Origin of the sequence: Bariatricus sp. HCP28S3_D3, from assembly GCF_052065755.1 — a bacterium.
Classification (GTDB): Bacteria; Bacillota; Clostridia; order Lachnospirales; family Lachnospiraceae; genus Allocoprococcus.
The window spans coordinates 103,458-120,026 of sequence record NZ_JBQHTK010000003.1 but is presented as its reverse complement, the minus strand read 5'-3'; the positions used below and the strand labels follow the sequence as shown (position 1 = coordinate 120,026).

Below are 16,569 nucleotides of genomic sequence, written 5' to 3'. Positions count from 1 at the left end.
GGTTCCGGGGGCTTGACGAGAGCTCAAAAACTATAGTATAAAACGGCATTTTCATAGAAAATACCAGGAAAAGGAGAGACGAGATTATGAAACCAGTAGCAACTGAGAAAGCACCAAAAGCATTAGGACCTTATTCACAGGGATATGTACACAATGGCATCCTTTATTCTGCAGGTCAGATCGCTATCAATCCGGAGACAAATACGGTCGAGGCTGTTACCATTGAAGAGCAGACAGAACAGGTTTGTAAGAATCTTGGAGAGGTATTAAGAGCAGCAGGAAGTTCATTTGACAAAGTTTTAAAGACGACTTGTTTCTTAAGTGATATGGGAGACTTCGCTGCCTTTAATGAAGTATATGGCAAATACTTTACATCAAAACCGGCAAGAAGCTGTGTTGCAGTAAAGACGCTTCCGAAGAACCTTCTCTGCGAAGTTGAAGTCATTGCTGTGGTAGAAGAATAATATATATTTTGGAGGTTGAGAATTATGGCAGAAGAGCAGAACAGCGGATGTTCACCGGAGGCGTGTTCTTCCTGTGCGCACGCAGGCTCGTGTAAAAGCAAGAAAGAAGATATGAAAGCACCGGCTAATCCGTATTCACAGGTGAAAAAAGTAATCGGCGTGGTGAGCGGAAAAGGCGGAGTCGGTAAATCTATGGTGACTGCATCTCTTGCACGGCTTGCCATCAGCCAGGGATACACGGTCGGAATCCTGGATGCCGATATCACAGGACCGTCTATACCGAAAATGTATGGAGTGCACGAAAGTGCAGTCGGAAATGAAGAAGGTATGTTCCCATGTATTGCTAAAGACGGAACTAAGATTATGTCCGTCAACCTGCTCCTTGAGAGAGAGTCTGATCCTGTGATCTGGCGAGGACCGATCATTGCGGGGGTTGTAACTCAGTTCTGGACAGATGTAATGTGGGGAGATCTGGATTTCCTTTTTGTCGATATGCCGCCGGGAACCGGTGATGTACCGCTGACCGTTTTCCAGTCTTTGCCTGTCGATGGAGTTGTGATCGTCACATCACCGCAGGATCTGGTACAGATGATTGTGGAGAAAGCATACAATATGGCAAAACAGATGAATATTCCGGTTCTTGGAATTGTAGAAAACTACAGTTATCTGGAATGCCCGGAATGCGGAAAGCGGATTTCCGTCTTCGGAGAGAGCCACATTGATGAGATCGCGGAAAATCTTGGAACAGAAGTGCTTGGAAAAATGCCGATTGATCCTCAGCTGGCTGAAATCGTAGAACAGGAGAAGTTCTATGAGGCTGAAAATAAATATCTGACAAATATTATTGAAAGATTCCAGTAGGAGTCCGGCAATGATAAAAATGGGGCGTTTCACAGTAATGTGGAGCGTCTTTTTTTTAGTTGCTTCGCATATGAGAAAAATATGGTTCAGATATTGATAAATCGACTTGAATATGTTACTATATAAAAGAACAAATGTTCGGAACGTAAGTTTGCAAATGCTCAAAGATCGAAGAACGGAGAATAAGGAGGAATGAAAAGTGCGGATCCAGACGGAGATGAACCTGTATGAGAAGCTGAATATACTGTCGGATGCAGCAAAGTATGATGTGGCGTGTACTTCCAGCGGTGTGGACAGGAAAGGAGACGGAACCGGTATGGGGAATTGTGAGAAAGCAGGAATCTGCCACAGTTTTTCGGCAGACGGACGGTGTATTTCACTGCTTAAGATCCTTTTCACCAACGAGTGCATTTTTGATTGCAAATACTGTGTGAACCGTTCATCCAATGATGTGATCCGTACTTCCTTTACTCCCGATGAAGTTTGTAAGCTGACGATGGAGTTTTATCGACGTAATTATATAGAGGGATTGTTTTTGAGCTCCGGTATTTTAAAGAGTCCGGATTATACAATGGAATTGATCTATGCGACGCTGTATAAGCTGAGAAAAGAGTGTAATTTTCAGGGCTATATCCATGTGAAAGCCATTCCGGGGGCGAGTCAGGAACTGATTCAGAAGGTGGGATATCTTACAGACAGAATGAGTGTGAACCTGGAACTCCCAACGCAAGAAAGTCTTCGCCTTCTTGCACCGCACAAGAGTCGGAAGAATATCCTGACTCCCATGAGGCTGGTGCAGGAAAAGCGAAAAGAAAATAGGCAGGAATTGACAGTATACCGGCATGCTCCGCAGTTTGTGCCGGCAGGGCAGAGTACGCAGATGATTATCGGAGCAACTCCAGAAACTGACTTTCAGATTATGCAGGTGACGGAGGCACTTTATCAGAAGTTTGAACTGAAGAGAGTGTTTTATTCGGCGTTTGTTCCCGTGAACGAAGATAAAGCGCTTCCGGTCAAAACAGATAGTGGCCCGCCGCTTCTGAGAGAACACAGGTTATATCAGGCGGACTGGCTGCTGCGTTACTATCAGTTTCATGTGGATGAATTGTTGGATGAAGAGAATCCGAATTTTAATGTATTGATGGATCCTAAATGTGACTGGGCAGTCCGCCATCTGGAGGAGTTCCCGATTGAGGTGAACAGGGCGGACTACCACATGCTGCTTCGAGTTCCGGGGATTGGATACCGGTCGGCGTCCCGGATCGTAAAGGCAAGAAGGCTTGGGACGGTTGATTTTGCGGATCTTAAGAAAATGGGAGTCGTGCTGAAAAGAGCACTGTATTTTATTACGTGCAGTGGCAAGATGATGTATCCGGTGCGTATGGATCAGGATTATATAACAAGGAATATTCTGGACGGTAAAGAACGGTTGCCGGATTCTGTGATTGGGATGAATTACAGGCAGCTGTCGTTATTTGATGATGTGAGATTCTCAGGAGATTCGTTTGCTGTGGAAGGAAGTGGGAAATGTGCAGAAAATCTATGTCTGTCATGATGATATCACCGGGATTTTTTCGGCGGTGTATGATGCCTGGAAGGAGAGAAGAGAAACTGGGGATGCAGGAATTGCTTTTAAAGGCAGTGTTGAACAAAAGCTGTTTTGTGAATACACGGAGTGTGAGGAAAGGGAAGAAAAGGTGATCGCGGTTGAGAAGATGATCAAGAACCACCTTGGGATGGATGCATATTGGAAACTGTATCATGCGGCTCTTTCGTCTGATCCAGCCAAAGGAGATGCGATACTGGGGACGATGTTTGCGGCCAGAAGGCTGAAGGATAGTACCAGGATCATGGAAAATCTAACCAGTCCTTCCGTAGAGAAAGTATTTGCGCTTAGCAGAAAGGTTTCCAATGAAGCACATTATTTCAAAGAATTTCTGCGTTTTAAGGAATTGGAAAGCGGAATACTATTTGCCAGAATCGATCCGAAAAGTCAGATACTTGCGTGTATCGCACCGCATTTTGCAGATCGGCTGCCACTTGAAAACTGGTTAATCTTTGACGGTACACATGAGGTTTTTGCGGTACATGAGGCAAGAAAGAGCTGGTTCCTGATCTCTGGAATCGAGGCGGATATGGAGATACTGGAACGTTTGTCCGAATCGGAGATGGAAATCCAGAAGTTATGGAAAGGGTTTTTTGAGAGTATCTCGATCAATGAGCGCGAGAGTTATGTGCGCCAGAGACAGCATCTGCCGATCTGGTACAGAAAAAATATCGTGGAGTTCCAGAATTAATGGAGTGAAAATATCACGTAATGCTTTTTCTCGATTCTGTTTCGTGTTAAGATATAGAAAGAATGTAAGAATCGGGAGATAATGAGATGGAACAGGAAATGCCGGTGATCAGAATATCGGTCCGGAATCTGGTAGAATTCATTTTACGGGAAGGCGATATTGACAATCGAACAGGAGGAATTCTGGATGCCGAAGCCATGCAGATGGGTGGAAAGATCCATAGAAAGATTCAGCGAAGCATGGGTGCGGGATATCACGCGGAGGTGTCGATGAAAAAGGAGATCCCATGTGACGGTTTCTGCTTGAAAGTGGAGGGACGCGCAGACGGGATTCTGGAAGAGGCGGACGTAGTGACAATTGATGAGATTAAAGGAGTACTCTGTGAGCTGGATGAAATCAAAGAGCCGGTGGGAGTACATCTTGCTCAGGCGAAATGCTATGCCTGGATGTATGCAGAGCAGAGAGACCTTTCTTTTATCGGTGTGCAGATGACGTACTGCCAGATGGATACAGAGGAGATCAAGAGATTCTGTTATACCTATGACTGCAAAGAATTGAAACTGTGGTTTGATGAACTGATCATGAAATATGAAAAATGGGCGAAATTCCAAGTGGAATGGCGCAGAAAGCGGAACGCATCTGCAAAAGGAGTCCAGTTTCCTTTTTCGTACCGGAAAGGACAGAAAGAGCTGGCGGCATCCGTTTATCGTACGATCCTGAGAAAGAAAAAACTGTTTATTCAGGCACCGACCGGTGTCGGAAAGACGTTATCGGCAGTGTTTCCGGCTGTGAAAGCAGTCGGGGAGGAGCTGGGGGAAAAGATCTTTTATCTGACGGCGAAGACGATCACAAGAACGGTTGCCGAGCAGGCGTTTCAAATCCTGAAAGAGCAGGGACTGAAAATGAAGGTGATCACGCTGACGGCGAAGGAGAAGATCTGTTTTTGCGATGAGACGGAATGCAATCCGGAATACTGTCCGTACGCAAAAGGACATTTTGACCGTGTAAATGACGCGGTGTACGAACTGCTTACTTCCACGGACGAGATGAGCAGAGCAGCGCTGGAAGAACAGGCGAAAAAGCACTGTGTGTGTCCGTTTGAGATGGGACTCGATGTATCCACATGGGCAGATGCTGTGATCTGTGATTATAATTATGTATTTGATCCAAATGCACATTTGAAGCGGTTTTTCTCCGAAGGAGTATCGGGGGAGTATATTTTTCTGATTGATGAAGCGCATAATCTTGTCGAGCGCGGAAGACAGATGTACAGTGCAGAGATCTACAAAGAAGATTTTCTGAATGTGAAAAAACTGGTGAAGACGCTTGATTATAAACTTGCGAAAAGGTTGGATGAGTGTAATAAGCTTCTACTGGCAATGAAGAAGGAATGTGAAGATTATCGGGTGGTGAGCAGTGCTTCCCATATTTACCTGAAATTAATGAATCTCATGCCGAGGATTGAAACGTTCCTGGAGAACTGTCAGGACAGGAACGTGGCGGATGTTGTCCGGGATTTTTATTTTTCGATTCGTTCCTTCATCAGTATTTATGAGGCATTGGATGAAAATTATGTGATCTATTCGCAAATGCAGAAGGATCAGAGATTTATGTTGAAGCTTTTCTGTGTCAATCCGGCGGCAAATCTCCAGAAATATCTGGATATGGGGAATAGTACGATCTTTTTTTCGGCAACGCTTTTGCCAATACAGTATTATAAAAAGCTGCTGAGCACGGACAAGGATAATTATGCGGTCTATGCGGAATCTACATTTGACCAGAGCAGACGTTTGATACTAAACGGAACGGATGTCAGTACACGATATAAGAAGCGAACGGAAGATATGTATAAGCGATATGCGGAATATATCTGGCGGACTGTTCGCGCGAAGCAGGGAAACTATATGGCGTTTTGTCCATCCTATCAATTTATGGAAGCTGTATATGATGCTTTTGAGAAAATGCGGTGCGAGATGGGAGATGGTCAGACGGAGTGTATTCTGCAATCTCACTATATGAACGAAGAAGCAAGAGAGATTTTTCTGGAAACATTTGAGGAAGTGCGCGAAGGAAGTCTGGTCGGTTTTTGCGTGATGGGAGGAATCTTTTCGGAAGGCATTGATCTTGCGGAAGAAAAACTGATCGGTGCCTTTATTATTGGTACCGGCCTTCCCCAGGTGTGCAGTGAACGAGCGATTCTCAAGGATTATTTTGACAAAGACGGCGGACAGGGATTTGACTATGCATATCTGTACCCGGGAATGAATAAGGTGCTGCAGGCAGCAGGAAGAGTAATCCGGACGGAAGAGGACAGAGGTGTGATTCTCCTTTTGGATGAACGGTTTCGGGAGCGCCGGTGCCGGGAGATATTTCCAAGAGAATGGGAGGATTGTGGAGCCTGCGTTTTAGAAGATGTGGAGGAGAAAGTGAAGGCATTCTGGGATAGCCAGAATGCCTAAAAGTCAGATCGTATCAGGATTTTGGGAGATGACAGGTTCGTCAAAATAATTAAGAAAAGCCTGAGCCGCTCTTGAGATGGGAACATGTTCGTTATAGGCGGCAATAAGCTGTCTTTTTGGAAGTTTTTCGGTAGTCTCAACGATGAAGAGATCGTCGGACTTTAACGGAAAACAATAATCCGGGATAAAGGCGATCCCCAGACCGATGCTTGCAAGATCAATCAACAGGTCGTTGCTGCTGAGTTCAATCTCCGGGACGAGATCGAGCTGATGCTTCTGAAACAGAGAGTGAAGGAATTCGCTTGTCGTGCTTTTTTTGTCCAGCATGATGATTGGGTAATCCAGAAGCTGCTTTAAGGATAAGGGATGTCCTTTCAATTCGCGAAATGCGTGATTGGCGATAAATACATCCTGAAATTCTTTTATTTTTTTTATGGAGACCAGATTGCCGAGGTATGCGTTTGGATAGTTTGCTACGATCAAATCCACTTGACCTGTCTCCAAAAGTTCGGTACATTTAATAGATGTAGCATTGGTCACTTTTATGTGGGCATTTGGAAAAGCTCTGTGAAAGCGTTCCAGATAGGGAACCAGAAAGTATCGGCAGATGGTGTCACTTGCACCGATTCGGATCTGTCCGCCGGTGGTGGCGGATTCCAGAATCTGAGCCTCGCCGCGCTTGATCAGGTGGATCGCCGGTTCAATGTGGCGAAGAAGAATCTCGCCTTCCGGGGTGAGCTGTACTTTTTTCGTACTTCTTATAAAAAGAGTCTGATCCAGCTTCTTCTCCAGGGCTTTGATGGACTGGCTGACGGCAGATTGAGAGATATAGAGCTGCTTGGATGCTTCTGAGAAGCTCAGAGTATCGGCCACATAATAAAACACTTTATATAATTCGTAATTAATATCCATTATTAGTCCTCCTTATAAAACTCATTTGTATTATAAGAGATGTGGAAGAAAAAAACAAGAGAGATCGAAAGGAAAGATGGAATCATGAAGAAAGCGACAGGAAGAAAAGACAACGGGAAAATTATAGGTGAAACATGGCTTCATAAATTTCTGGGTGGTGTAATTGCTCTGAGCTTGATTTTTATATTTTTGATTAGCAGTTTTGAAATCGGTATTTACAGTGATTTTGATTTTTATGAAAAAGAATACAGTAAATACGGAGTTGAGGAGCAGCTGGATATGGAAATGGAGGACATCATGGAAGTCACAGAATATATGATGTCTTATCTAAGAGGAAAGGAAGAGGTCTTAAGTATCGAGACAATGGTAGAAGGGGAACGACAGGATTTTTTTAATGAACAGGATAGACTGCATATGGAAGATGTGCAGGGACTGTTTCTGGGTGGACTATCCCTGAGGAGAGCAACGTTTATTATTCTTATTGCAGGAGTTATTGCATTGTTTGCGCTCAAAGGAAATTGGAAAAAAATCATACCGTATATGTATGAGCGGATACTCGCGGTTTTTGCAGTTGTTATTGTGGCTCTGGGCGTTCTGATCTCGCAAAACTTTACGAAATGCTTCGTGATTTTTCATGAATTGTTTTTTGACAATGATCTGTGGATGTTCGATCCGGAATATGACTATATGATACGAATGCTCCCGGAAGGATTCTTCTTTGACATGGTTATCCGGATTGCTGTTATCTTTATTGTTATGCTTTTGGGATCTCTTATTGTTTGTGTGATAAGTAAACGATTGGACAGAAAAGAAGAGAATGTTAATTAGAAAAACTTATAAAACAGTTTAGATATATTGACTATACTTATAAAAATGAATGTGATAGAATAAGATTATGCAGTAACTTATGCTGCCTCACGCAGTTTAAAATATGATTAACTAATGGAGGAAATTATGAACAGTGTAAAACGAGTGTATGTGGAGAAAAAACCTGAATTTGCCGTTCAGGCGAAGGAACTTGGACATGAAGTGAAGAGTTACCTCGGAATCAAATCGGTTACAAATGTAAGGGTGTTGATTCGTTATGATGTGGAGAATCTCTCGGATGCCACATTTGACAGAGCATGTAATGGCGTTTTTGCAGAACCACCGGTAGATGTTCTTTATCATGAAGATTTTCCACATGGAGAGAATGACCGTATTTTTTCTGTGGAATTCCTTCCGGGACAGTTCGACCAGAGAGCGGATTCGGCAGTCCAGTGTGTGCAGTTTATTAAGGAAGATGAGCTTCCGGTTATCAAAACTGCTACAACTTATGTGATTGAAGGTGAGATCAGTGATGCTGAATTTGATGCAATCAAAGCTCATTGTATCAACCCTGTTGATTCAAGAGAAACGAGTCTTGATAAGCCGGAAACACTGGTGACCAAGTTCGATGAGCCGGCAGATGTTAAGATTTTCGAGGGATTCAAGGATATGCCGGAAGAGGAACTGAAGGCATTATATGATTCTCTGGGGCTTGCAATGACTTTTAAAGATTTTCTGCATATTCAGAATTATTTCCGGGGAGAAGAGAAGAGAGATCCTTCTATGACAGAAATCCGTGTCCTTGACACATACTGGTCTGATCACTGTCGCCATACGACGTTCTCTACGGAACTTACAGATGTAAGCTTTGGGGAGGGGGATTATCGTGCTCCGATCGAAGATACTTATAAAGAATACTTACAGACACACAGTGAGATCTTTAAAGGGCGTGAAGACAAATTTGTCTGCCTGATGGATCTTGCTCTGATGGCGATGAGAAAACTCAAAAGGGAAGGAAAACTGGAAGATCAGGAAGAGTCTGATGAGATCAATGCCTGCAGTATCGTTGTGCCGGTTGAAGTAGATGGTGTTGAAGAAGAATGGCTTGTGAACTTCAAGAATGAAACCCATAACCATCCGACAGAGATTGAACCGTTTGGTGGAGCGGCTACCTGCCTTGGAGGAGCGATCCGCGACCCACTGTCAGGACGTACTTATGTATATCAGGCTATGCGTGTGACAGGAGCGGCAGATCCAACCGTTTCAGTAAAAGAGACGATCAAAGGAAAGCTTCCGCAGAAGAAACTTGTCCGCAGTGCCGCACATGGATATAGTTCTTATGGTAATCAGATCGGTCTTGCAACCGGCCTTGTAAAAGAAATCTATCATCCGGATTACGTGGCAAAACGTATGGAAATCGGAGCAGTTATGGCTGCGGCTCCGAGACGTGCTGTTATTCGTGAGACTTCCGATCCGGGAGATATCATTATCCTGCTTGGCGGACGCACCGGCCGTGACGGCTGCGGCGGAGCAACCGGATCTTCCAAAGTTCATACAGAAGAATCGATTGAGACCTGTGGCGCTGAGGTTCAGAAGGGTAACCCGCCGACAGAGCGTAAGATTCAGAGACTGTTCCGCAGAGAAGAAGTCAGCAGACTGATCAAGAAATGTAACGACTTCGGAGCAGGCGGTGTTTCTGTAGCAATCGGAGAACTTGCAGACGGACTTCGTGTTGATCTGGATAAAGTACCGAAGAAATATGCCGGTCTGGACGGAACAGAAATTGCGATATCAGAATCGCAGGAACGTATGGCTGTGGTTGTTGATCCGAAGGATGCCGAGCAGTTCCTTGCATATGCAAAGGAAGAGAATCTGGAAGCGACAAAAGTTGCTGTTGTAACGGAAGAGCCGCGACTGGTATTGTCCTGGAGAGGAAAGGAAATTGTAAATATTTCCCGTGCATTCCTTGATACAAATGGTGCACATCAGGAGACAACTGTAAAAGTTGACATTCCTAACAGAGCAGACAGCCCGCTTGTACAGCAGGTAGAAGTAAATGATGTAAAAGAAAAATGGCTTGATACACTGAAGGACCTGAATGTATGCTCACAGAAAGGACTTGTTGAGATGTTCGACGGTTCGATTGGAGCAGGTTCTGTCTTCATGCCACATGGTGGAAAATATCAGATGACAGAGACGCAGAGCATGGTTGCGAAGCTTCCGGTTCTGAAAGGAAAATGCGATACCGTAACCATGATGAGTTATGGATTTGATCCGTACCTGTCAAGCTGGAGCCCATACCATGGAGCTGTATATGCAGTGACGGAATCCATTGCAAAGATTGTTGCATGCGGAGGAGATTACAGGAAGATTCGCTTTACATTCCAGGAGTATTTCCGCCGTATGACCGAAGATCCGTCCAGATGGAGTCAGCCGTTTGCAGCGCTTCTCGGAGCATATAAAGCGCAGCTTGGATTCGGTCTTCCGTCCATCGGAGGTAAAGACAGTATGTCCGGTACGTTCGAACACATTGATGTACCGCCAACACTGGTTTCCTTTGCGGTAGATGTTGCAAAAGAACAGGATATCATCTCTCCTGAATTGAAAAAAGCAGGTAACAAGCTTGTATGGCTTCGTATTGAAAAGGATGAATATGAGCTTCCGGCATATGATAAGGTGATGGAGCAGTATGGTAAGTTCACGGAAGATATTCACAATGGAAGAATCGTTTCAGCATATGCGCTTGACCGTCACGGTGTGATCGCCGCTGTCAGCAAGATGGCATTTGGTAACGGAATGGGCGTTAAGATCGAGCATAACATGGATGCCAGAGAATTATTTGCTCCTGCATTTGGAGATATTATTGCGGAAGTTCCGGCGGACAAGGTTGGAGAACTTGGCATTACTTACACCGTGATTGGTGAAGTGACCGATGATGCGGCATTCTCTTATGCAGATGTCAGAATTACACTTGCAGAGGCAGAAGGCGCATGGACTGAGACTCTGGAGAAAGTATTCCGTACTGTATCCGATGAGGCATCCGAGGAGAAGGTAGAATCACCGCTTTATGATACAAAGGATATCTATATCTGCAAAAACAAGATCGCTCAGCCGCATGTATTTATTCCGGTATTCCCGGGCACAAACTGTGAATACGACAGTGCGAAGGCGTTTGAACGTGCAGGTGCGACTGTAACGACAAGAGTATTTAAGAACATGGATGCGGCGGACATTCTTGATTCCGTTGCCGAATTTGAAAAAGAGATTGCGAAAGCCCAGATCATTATGTTCCCGGGCGGATTCTCAGCAGGTGATGAACCGGATGGCTCAGCGAAATTCTTTGCAACTGCATTCCAGAATGCAAAATTAAAAGAAGCTGTTGAGAAGCTGCTGAATGAGCGTGACGGACTTGTACTCGGAATCTGTAACGGTTTCCAGACACTTGTCAAACTGGGATTGGTTCCTTATGGTGAGATCGTAGGCCAGACAGCAGATTCACCGACACTGACATACAATACCATCGGACGTCATATTTCCAAGATGGTATATACCAAAGTTGTGACGAACAAATCTCCATGGCTGCAGGGTGCTGAACTTGGCGGCGTATATACCAATCCGGCTTCTCATGGTGAAGGACGTTTCGTAGCAAGCAAGGAGTGGCTTGACAAGCTGTTCGCAAACGGACAGGTTGCGACCCAGTATTGCGATCTTGATGGCAATGTTTCTATGGATGAAGAGTGGAATGTCAATGGTTCATATTGTGCGATCGAAGGTATTACAAGCCCGGATGGACGAGTACTTGGCAAGATGGCACATTCAGAGCGTCGCGGCGACAGTGTAGCTGTCAATATTTACGGCGAGCAGGATATGAAGATTTTTGAATCCGGAGTGAAGTATTTTAAATAAGTCACAAGTCTGTTTGATGTAATATAAATAAAATGAGAACCGTTTTCATACAATACATATGATATGGCAAATTGCTAAGAATATGGATGTGTGAAAATGGTTCTTTTTTGTAAAAATACAGAATGGTAGCAATGCACGTGCAGGAAATACAAAGAATACTTGCAGGAAAAATAATATAAATCAATAATATAATCAGAAATATTATATAAAGTGAAACAGAATGCGCTCTGATATTCAAATACAGGCAAAAAATAGCAAAAAAAACTTGACATTGTATAGAGGATGTTTTAAAGTGGAAAAAGGTTATTCAGTGGTTTTCATAATGAAATTGATTTGGTAAATATGAAAAGCATTTGAAAAAATGAACAGGAGGTATTGAGTAGTATGTCATATGTTGATGAGGTAATTGAATCAGTAGTTAAAAAGAATCCGGCAGAACCGGAATTTCATCAGGCAGTCAAAGAGGTTTTGGAATCTCTTCGTGTTGTAGTAGAGGCGGATGAAGAAAAATTCAGAAAAGATGCGCTTCTGGAAAGATTAGTAGAACCGGAGAGACAGATTAAGTTCCGTGTACCGTGGGTAGACGATAAGGGACAGGTTCATGTTAACACAGGATACCGTGTACAGTTCAACAGCGCAATCGGACCATATAAAGGAGGGCTTCGTCTCCATCCGTCCGTAAACCTCGGTATTATCAAGTTCCTTGGATTCGAGCAGATCTTTAAGAATTCTCTTACCGGTCTTCCGATCGGTGGAGGTAAAGGTGGTTCTGACTTTGATCCGAAGGGAAAATCAGACAGAGAAGTAATGGCATTCTGTCAGAGCTTTATGACAGAGCTTTGCAAATATATCGGTGCAGACACGGATGTGCCGGCTGGAGATATCGGTACAGGAGCAAGAGAAATCGGCTACATGTTCGGACAGTATAAGAGAATCCGCGGACTCTACGAAGGTGTTCTTACAGGTAAAGGATTAAGCTACGGCGGATCTCTTGCACGTACAGAAGCAACCGGATACGGACTTCTGTATCTGACAGAAGAGATGCTGAAACTCAACGGAATTGAGCTTGCAGGCAAGACAGTGGCAGTATCCGGATCTGGAAATGTTGCTATTTATGCTACACAGAAAGCTCAGCAGCTCGGAGCAAAGGTTGTTACCGTAAGTGATTCTACAGGATGGGTATACGATCCGGAAGGAATCGATGTGGCAGCACTGAAAGAGATCAAAGAAGTAAATCGTGCAAGATTGACAGAGTACAAGAAGTATCGTCCGAACTCAGAATACCATGAAGGACGCGGTGTATGGTCTGTAAAAGTAGATATTGCACTTCCGTGTGCAACACAGAATGAACTTCTTCTTGATGATGCGAAACAGCTTGTCGCAAACGGATGTATTGCAGTAGCAGAAGGAGCAAATATGCCGACAACCATCGAAGCAACACAATATCTTCAGGAGAACGGCGTATTATTTGCACCTGGTAAAGCAGCGAATGCAGGCGGTGTTGCAACATCTGCTCTGGAAATGTCTCAGAATAGCGAACGTCTGAGCTGGACATTCGAAGAAGTTGATGCGAAACTGAAAAACATCATGGTAAATATCTGCCATAACATGGCTGATGCAGCAGAACGTTACGGAGCAAAAGGCAATTATGTAGTGGGTGCAAACATTGCAGGATTTGAAAAAGTTGTAGATGCTATGACTGCTCAGGGAATTGTGTAATAGAAATATACTGTAATAGATAGAACAATAATCAATAGATAAGCCGGGATGATCGCAGAAATGAGATGATCCCGGCTTTTTATTTCGTAACTGAAATAACACGTTGTTTTGAACAAGAAAAAAGTCTGGAAAACCAGACTTTTTAGTAGCGGGAACTGGATTTGAACCAGCGACACCACGGGTATGAACCGTGTGCTCTAGCCAACTGAGCTATCCCGCCATATTCACTTTTCAGTGAAGTGGGACCAATAGGGCTCGAACCTATGACCCTCTGCTTGTAAGGCAGATGCTCTCCCAGCTGAGCTATGATCCCATTTCTGTAAGTTGCTTTCCCGCAACCGACTTCTATAGTATATCTCGAAGATCTCAAAATGTCAACACTTTTTTTGAAAAAAATTATTTTTTTTGAGAATGCCATTTGACGTGTTTGGGATAGGAATAAAGAGGCATGGATTACAGAAGCCGTAATCGAAAAAACATGGAAATTTCAATTCAAGTATGGTAGAATGAATAACAGTTCAGTTACATGAGGATACTGTAATTGTTGTGATGATGTAGAATACGGAGGAAGAAAAAATGCAAGGAAAAACGAGAAGGACGTTGATGATTCTTGTAGGTGCATACCTGATATATAATGGTGTCAAACTGATTATGGATGTTATGCAGGGCAACCCGAACTACAAGACAGTTTTGATCATTTTCGGAGTCATCTTTATTGTATTTGGTGCTGCTACAGTGATTTTGAATATCCGTGAACTTCTGAAGGATATGAAAGCAGAAAAGGAAGCATCCGGTGACGCGGTAAACGGAGACGATGATGAGAGCGTTGACGAGGTCACAGTTGAGGCAGAAGGAACCGGGAATCCGGCGCGTACTGACAATACGGAACGTGTGTGGAAAGCTCCGACCGTTGCTGATGAAAAGAATGAATCTGCAAATTCAGGCGATGGAAAGGACAGCGATGATGGTGAAGTGATGATGGACGAAGACGCAGAGCCTCTGGATGAGGATCCCGATTTTTCTGAAATGGATGAGGAAGGATGGGGAACTGCTTCCGGAGAAGAAACAGATGAAGAGGCAGAAGAAGAGCCGTAAAAAGAAGAATCAGGTACATATCGGGAAGGAGAAGACGGGATATGCGGGTTGGAATGGGATATGATGTACACAGACTAACGGAAGGAAGAGATTTGATTCTCGGAGGAGTGAAGATTCCTTATGAGAAGGGGCTTTTGGGACATTCCGATGCAGATGTTCTTCTGCATGCGATTATGGATGCTCTTCTGGGAGCTGCGGCTCTCGGCGATATAGGGAAGCACTTCCCGGATACGGATGAAAAATACAGTGGTATTTCCAGCATGAAGCTGCTTAAACATGTGGCAGGCCTTTTGGAGGAAAATCTGTATATTGTAGAAAATATTGATGCCACTATCATTGCGCAGAAACCGAAGATGCGTCCGCATATTGCGCAGATGGAGGAAAATATAGCGAGTGCTTTGGGGATTGAGAGAGACAGAGTGAACGTGAAAGCGACAACAGAAGAAGGGCTTGGATTTACCGGAAGCGGAGAAGGAATTTCCGCTCAGGCAATTTGCGCTCTTGAGAAGATTACGAATTTCAGCAGTACGGATGTGATGCAGACTGAGGGGAGAAGCTGCGCCGGCTGCCGGGGATGTATGAGGTCAGAAGAATGATACTAAGAAAACTAAAGGCAAACGAGCATGTGCTTACGAGACCACTCTGGGAACGGGTGTTTGACGAAGATACGACAGAATTTTTAGATTATTATTATACTTCCAAAACGGAAGACAATGAAATCTACGTAATCGAGAAGGATGGAGAGATTCATTCCATGCTGCATTTAAATCCTTATGTGCTTCAAATTGGTAAAAAGGAAGAAGGCAGCCGATATATTGTGGGAGTTGCTACCGACAGAATGTATCGCGGGCAGGGGCAGATGACAGAATTGCTCCGAAAAGCGGTGAGGGATATGTATACGAAGAAACTGCCGTTTACATTTTTGATGCCGGCAGATGAAAAGATTTATTATCCGCATGATTTTCGCTTTGTGTATGCGGCGGAGCAGTGGGAAGCTTTCATGGCAAATGGGGAAGTACCGTCGCTGGATGCAATTCTTCACAGCGGCAATGGAAAACGGATACTGCTCAGACCTGCGCTTGCGTCTGATTGTAAGAAAATAGCGGCTTTTGCGGAACATATTCTGGAAGAAAAATACCAGATTTATGTCAAAAGAGACTGGCTGTATTATGAAACTTTGCTCAGGGAGCAGAAAAGTCAGAAAGGCGGAATCCTCCTTGCGGAGACAGATGATGAAATCAAAGGGATTCTGGTATTTGATGAAGAAAAGGGTTTTTCGGTACGGGAACCGCTGGTAGAACCGGGATATGAGGATATTTTTGAAAAAGGCGGTCTGATCCTTAAGAAACAGGAAAAGAAAAAACCAATGATTATGGCCAGGATCCTGCATGTAGAATCTCTGATGTCGTGCATGGCCTGCGATGAGGATACGGAGTTCCAGTTCATTCTTGTGGATCCGGTTATCCGGGAGAATAATAAGATATTCAGCATTAAGGGAAACAAAGAGCATCTGGTGGTTCGAACGAAACCCATTGCAAAAGGAAAGAGTGACGGCATCCAGATGATTAGTGTGGATGCGCTGACAACGATTTTATTCGGCTATAAGAGTCTGGAAAAAGTGGAGGAAGAGGAGCAGGAGAAATTCTCTGCGGAATTCAAGGAGAGTATTTCCAAGCTACAGCCTTTGAATCGGATTCTTTTGAATGAAATCGTATAATGTGATAATTTTTGCTTTGCGGTTGACAAATTAATCAATTTCGCATAGTATATAGAAGAATAGACAAATAGTTTGAAAGACGAAGAACGAAAAGAGTAACTTTCCGGAATCTGACAGAGAGGGTTTGTCAGCGGCTGTAAGCAGACCCGAGAAGAAGGATTGTGAAGTGCATTCGGGAGTCGATTCGGTGAAAGGATTAACGTGGCATTCAAAGTGTTTAATCATATAGCCGGATACGGAGTGCATCCGTTATATGCATTGAGGAGAAAGGTCGAAAAGCCTTTTAATAGAGTGGAACCGCGGAAAACTTCGTCTCTTATCGGGACGGAGTT

Annotated in this window: 12 protein-coding genes, 2 tRNA genes and 1 other annotated feature; of the genes, 11 read left to right on the top strand and 3 right to left on the bottom strand. The window is 44.0% G+C overall.

The genetic code is table 11. The features are described from left to right. Positions 1-86: 86 nt before the first annotated feature. The 5 genes from ACTNB3_RS04115 (at position 87) to ACTNB3_RS04095 (ending at position 6,081) form a co-directional block, all read left to right on the top strand. Positions 87-464 (top strand): Rid family detoxifying hydrolase, encoded by a 378-nt coding sequence (locus ACTNB3_RS04115; RefSeq protein ID WP_427805525.1) that lies wholly within the window; start codon positions 87-89, stop codon positions 462-464. A gap of 24 nt (positions 465-488) precedes the next feature. Then, complete coding sequence (locus ACTNB3_RS04110; RefSeq protein ID WP_441016912.1) at positions 489-1,325, top strand: P-loop NTPase; 837 nt, start codon at positions 489-491, stop codon at positions 1,323-1,325. 217 nt (positions 1,326-1,542) lie between these two features. Continuing rightward, complete coding sequence (locus tag ACTNB3_RS04105) at positions 1,543-2,880, top strand: putative DNA modification/repair radical SAM protein (RefSeq protein WP_427805677.1); 1,338 nt, start codon at positions 1,543-1,545, stop codon at positions 2,878-2,880. After that, complete coding sequence (locus tag ACTNB3_RS04100; RefSeq protein ID WP_427805527.1) at positions 2,855-3,622, top strand: TIGR03915 family putative DNA repair protein; 768 nt, start codon at positions 2,855-2,857, stop codon at positions 3,620-3,622. Before ACTNB3_RS04105 ends, ACTNB3_RS04100 begins: the two co-directional genes overlap by 26 nt. Positions 3,623-3,708: 86 nt before the next feature. Beyond that, positions 3,709-6,081 carry an ATP-dependent DNA helicase gene (locus tag ACTNB3_RS04095; protein ID WP_427805528.1) on the top strand — a complete coding sequence of 791 codons (2,373 nt, stop codon included), beginning with the start codon at positions 3,709-3,711 and terminating at the stop codon, positions 6,079-6,081. Positions 6,082-6,084: 3 nt separating this feature from the next. On the opposite strand, the gene ACTNB3_RS04090 is transcribed toward ACTNB3_RS04095, so the two are convergent. Beyond that, on the bottom strand, positions 6,085-6,993 hold the full coding sequence (locus ACTNB3_RS04090; protein ID WP_427805529.1) for a LysR family transcriptional regulator: 909 nt from the start codon (positions 6,991-6,993) through the stop codon (positions 6,085-6,087). 84 nt (positions 6,994-7,077) lie between these two features. Between ACTNB3_RS04090 and ACTNB3_RS04085 the strand changes: the two genes are divergently transcribed. The 3 genes from ACTNB3_RS04085 to gdhA all read left to right on the top strand — a co-directional run bounded on the left by ACTNB3_RS04085 (position 7,078) and on the right by gdhA (position 13,425). Then, positions 7,078-7,821, top strand: a complete 744-nt coding sequence (locus ACTNB3_RS04085) for a TIGR01906 family membrane protein (RefSeq protein WP_441016909.1) — start codon at positions 7,078-7,080, stop codon at positions 7,819-7,821. 126 nt (positions 7,822-7,947) lie between these two features. Beyond that, positions 7,948-11,706 (top strand): phosphoribosylformylglycinamidine synthase, encoded by a 3,759-nt coding sequence (locus tag ACTNB3_RS04080; RefSeq protein WP_441024578.1) that lies wholly within the window; start codon positions 7,948-7,950, stop codon positions 11,704-11,706. A 384-nt stretch (positions 11,707-12,090) separates the two neighbouring features. Beyond that, positions 12,091-13,425 carry an NADP-specific glutamate dehydrogenase gene (gdhA, locus tag ACTNB3_RS04075; protein ID WP_441024577.1) on the top strand — a complete coding sequence of 445 codons (1,335 nt, stop codon included), beginning with the start codon at positions 12,091-12,093 and terminating at the stop codon, positions 13,423-13,425. A 146-nt stretch (positions 13,426-13,571) separates the two neighbouring features. On the opposite strand, the gene ACTNB3_RS04070 is transcribed toward gdhA, so the two are convergent. Beyond that, a tRNA-Met gene (locus ACTNB3_RS04070) sits at positions 13,572-13,645 on the bottom strand. Positions 13,646-13,665: 20 nt separating this feature from the next. Then, positions 13,666-13,738 (bottom strand) — tRNA-Val (locus ACTNB3_RS04065). Between the two features lie 263 nt (positions 13,739-14,001). Between ACTNB3_RS04065 and ACTNB3_RS04060 the strand changes: the two genes are divergently transcribed. From ACTNB3_RS04060 to ACTNB3_RS04050, 3 genes are read left to right on the top strand one after another with little or no spacing between them, the layout of a single operon-like run. Further along, positions 14,002-14,520, top strand: coding sequence for a hypothetical protein (locus ACTNB3_RS04060; RefSeq protein ID WP_441024576.1), 519 nt, complete (start codon positions 14,002-14,004; stop codon positions 14,518-14,520). A gap of 41 nt (positions 14,521-14,561) precedes the next feature. Then, the gene (gene ispF, locus ACTNB3_RS04055) at positions 14,562-15,116 is read left to right on the top strand and encodes a 2-C-methyl-D-erythritol 2,4-cyclodiphosphate synthase (protein ID WP_427805534.1); all 555 of its coding nucleotides are present in this window, start codon (positions 14,562-14,564) and stop codon (positions 15,114-15,116) included. Beyond that, positions 15,113-16,237 (top strand): GNAT family N-acetyltransferase, encoded by a 1,125-nt coding sequence (locus ACTNB3_RS04050; RefSeq protein ID WP_427805535.1) that lies wholly within the window; start codon positions 15,113-15,115, stop codon positions 16,235-16,237. Before ispF ends, ACTNB3_RS04050 begins: the two co-directional genes overlap by 4 nt. Before the next feature lie 73 nt (positions 16,238-16,310). Further along, positions 16,311-16,557, top strand: a binding site (T-box leader). Positions 16,558-16,569: the final 12 nt, after the last annotated feature.

Coding starts and splice junctions, on each gene's coding strand:
- ACTNB3_RS04115 (WP_427805525.1), top strand. CDS start 87: ATGAAACCAGTAGCAACTGAGAAAGCACCAAAAGCATTAGGACCTTAT.
- ACTNB3_RS04110 (WP_441016912.1), top strand. CDS start 489: ATGGCAGAAGAGCAGAACAGCGGATGTTCACCGGAGGCGTGTTCTTCC.
- ACTNB3_RS04080 (WP_441024578.1), top strand. CDS start 7,948: ATGAACAGTGTAAAACGAGTGTATGTGGAGAAAAAACCTGAATTTGCC.
- ACTNB3_RS04085 (WP_441016909.1), top strand. CDS start 7,078: ATGAAGAAAGCGACAGGAAGAAAAGACAACGGGAAAATTATAGGTGAA.
- ispF (WP_427805534.1), top strand. CDS start 14,562: ATGCGGGTTGGAATGGGATATGATGTACACAGACTAACGGAAGGAAGA.
- ACTNB3_RS04090 (WP_427805529.1), bottom strand. CDS start 6,993: ATGGATATTAATTACGAATTATATAAAGTGTTTTATTATGTGGCCGAT.
- ACTNB3_RS04050 (WP_427805535.1), top strand. CDS start 15,113: ATGATACTAAGAAAACTAAAGGCAAACGAGCATGTGCTTACGAGACCA.
- ACTNB3_RS04060 (WP_441024576.1), top strand. CDS start 14,002: ATGCAAGGAAAAACGAGAAGGACGTTGATGATTCTTGTAGGTGCATAC.
- gdhA (WP_441024577.1), top strand. CDS start 12,091: ATGTCATATGTTGATGAGGTAATTGAATCAGTAGTTAAAAAGAATCCG.
- ACTNB3_RS04105 (WP_427805677.1), top strand. CDS start 1,543: ATGAACCTGTATGAGAAGCTGAATATACTGTCGGATGCAGCAAAGTAT.
- ACTNB3_RS04095 (WP_427805528.1), top strand. CDS start 3,709: ATGGAACAGGAAATGCCGGTGATCAGAATATCGGTCCGGAATCTGGTA.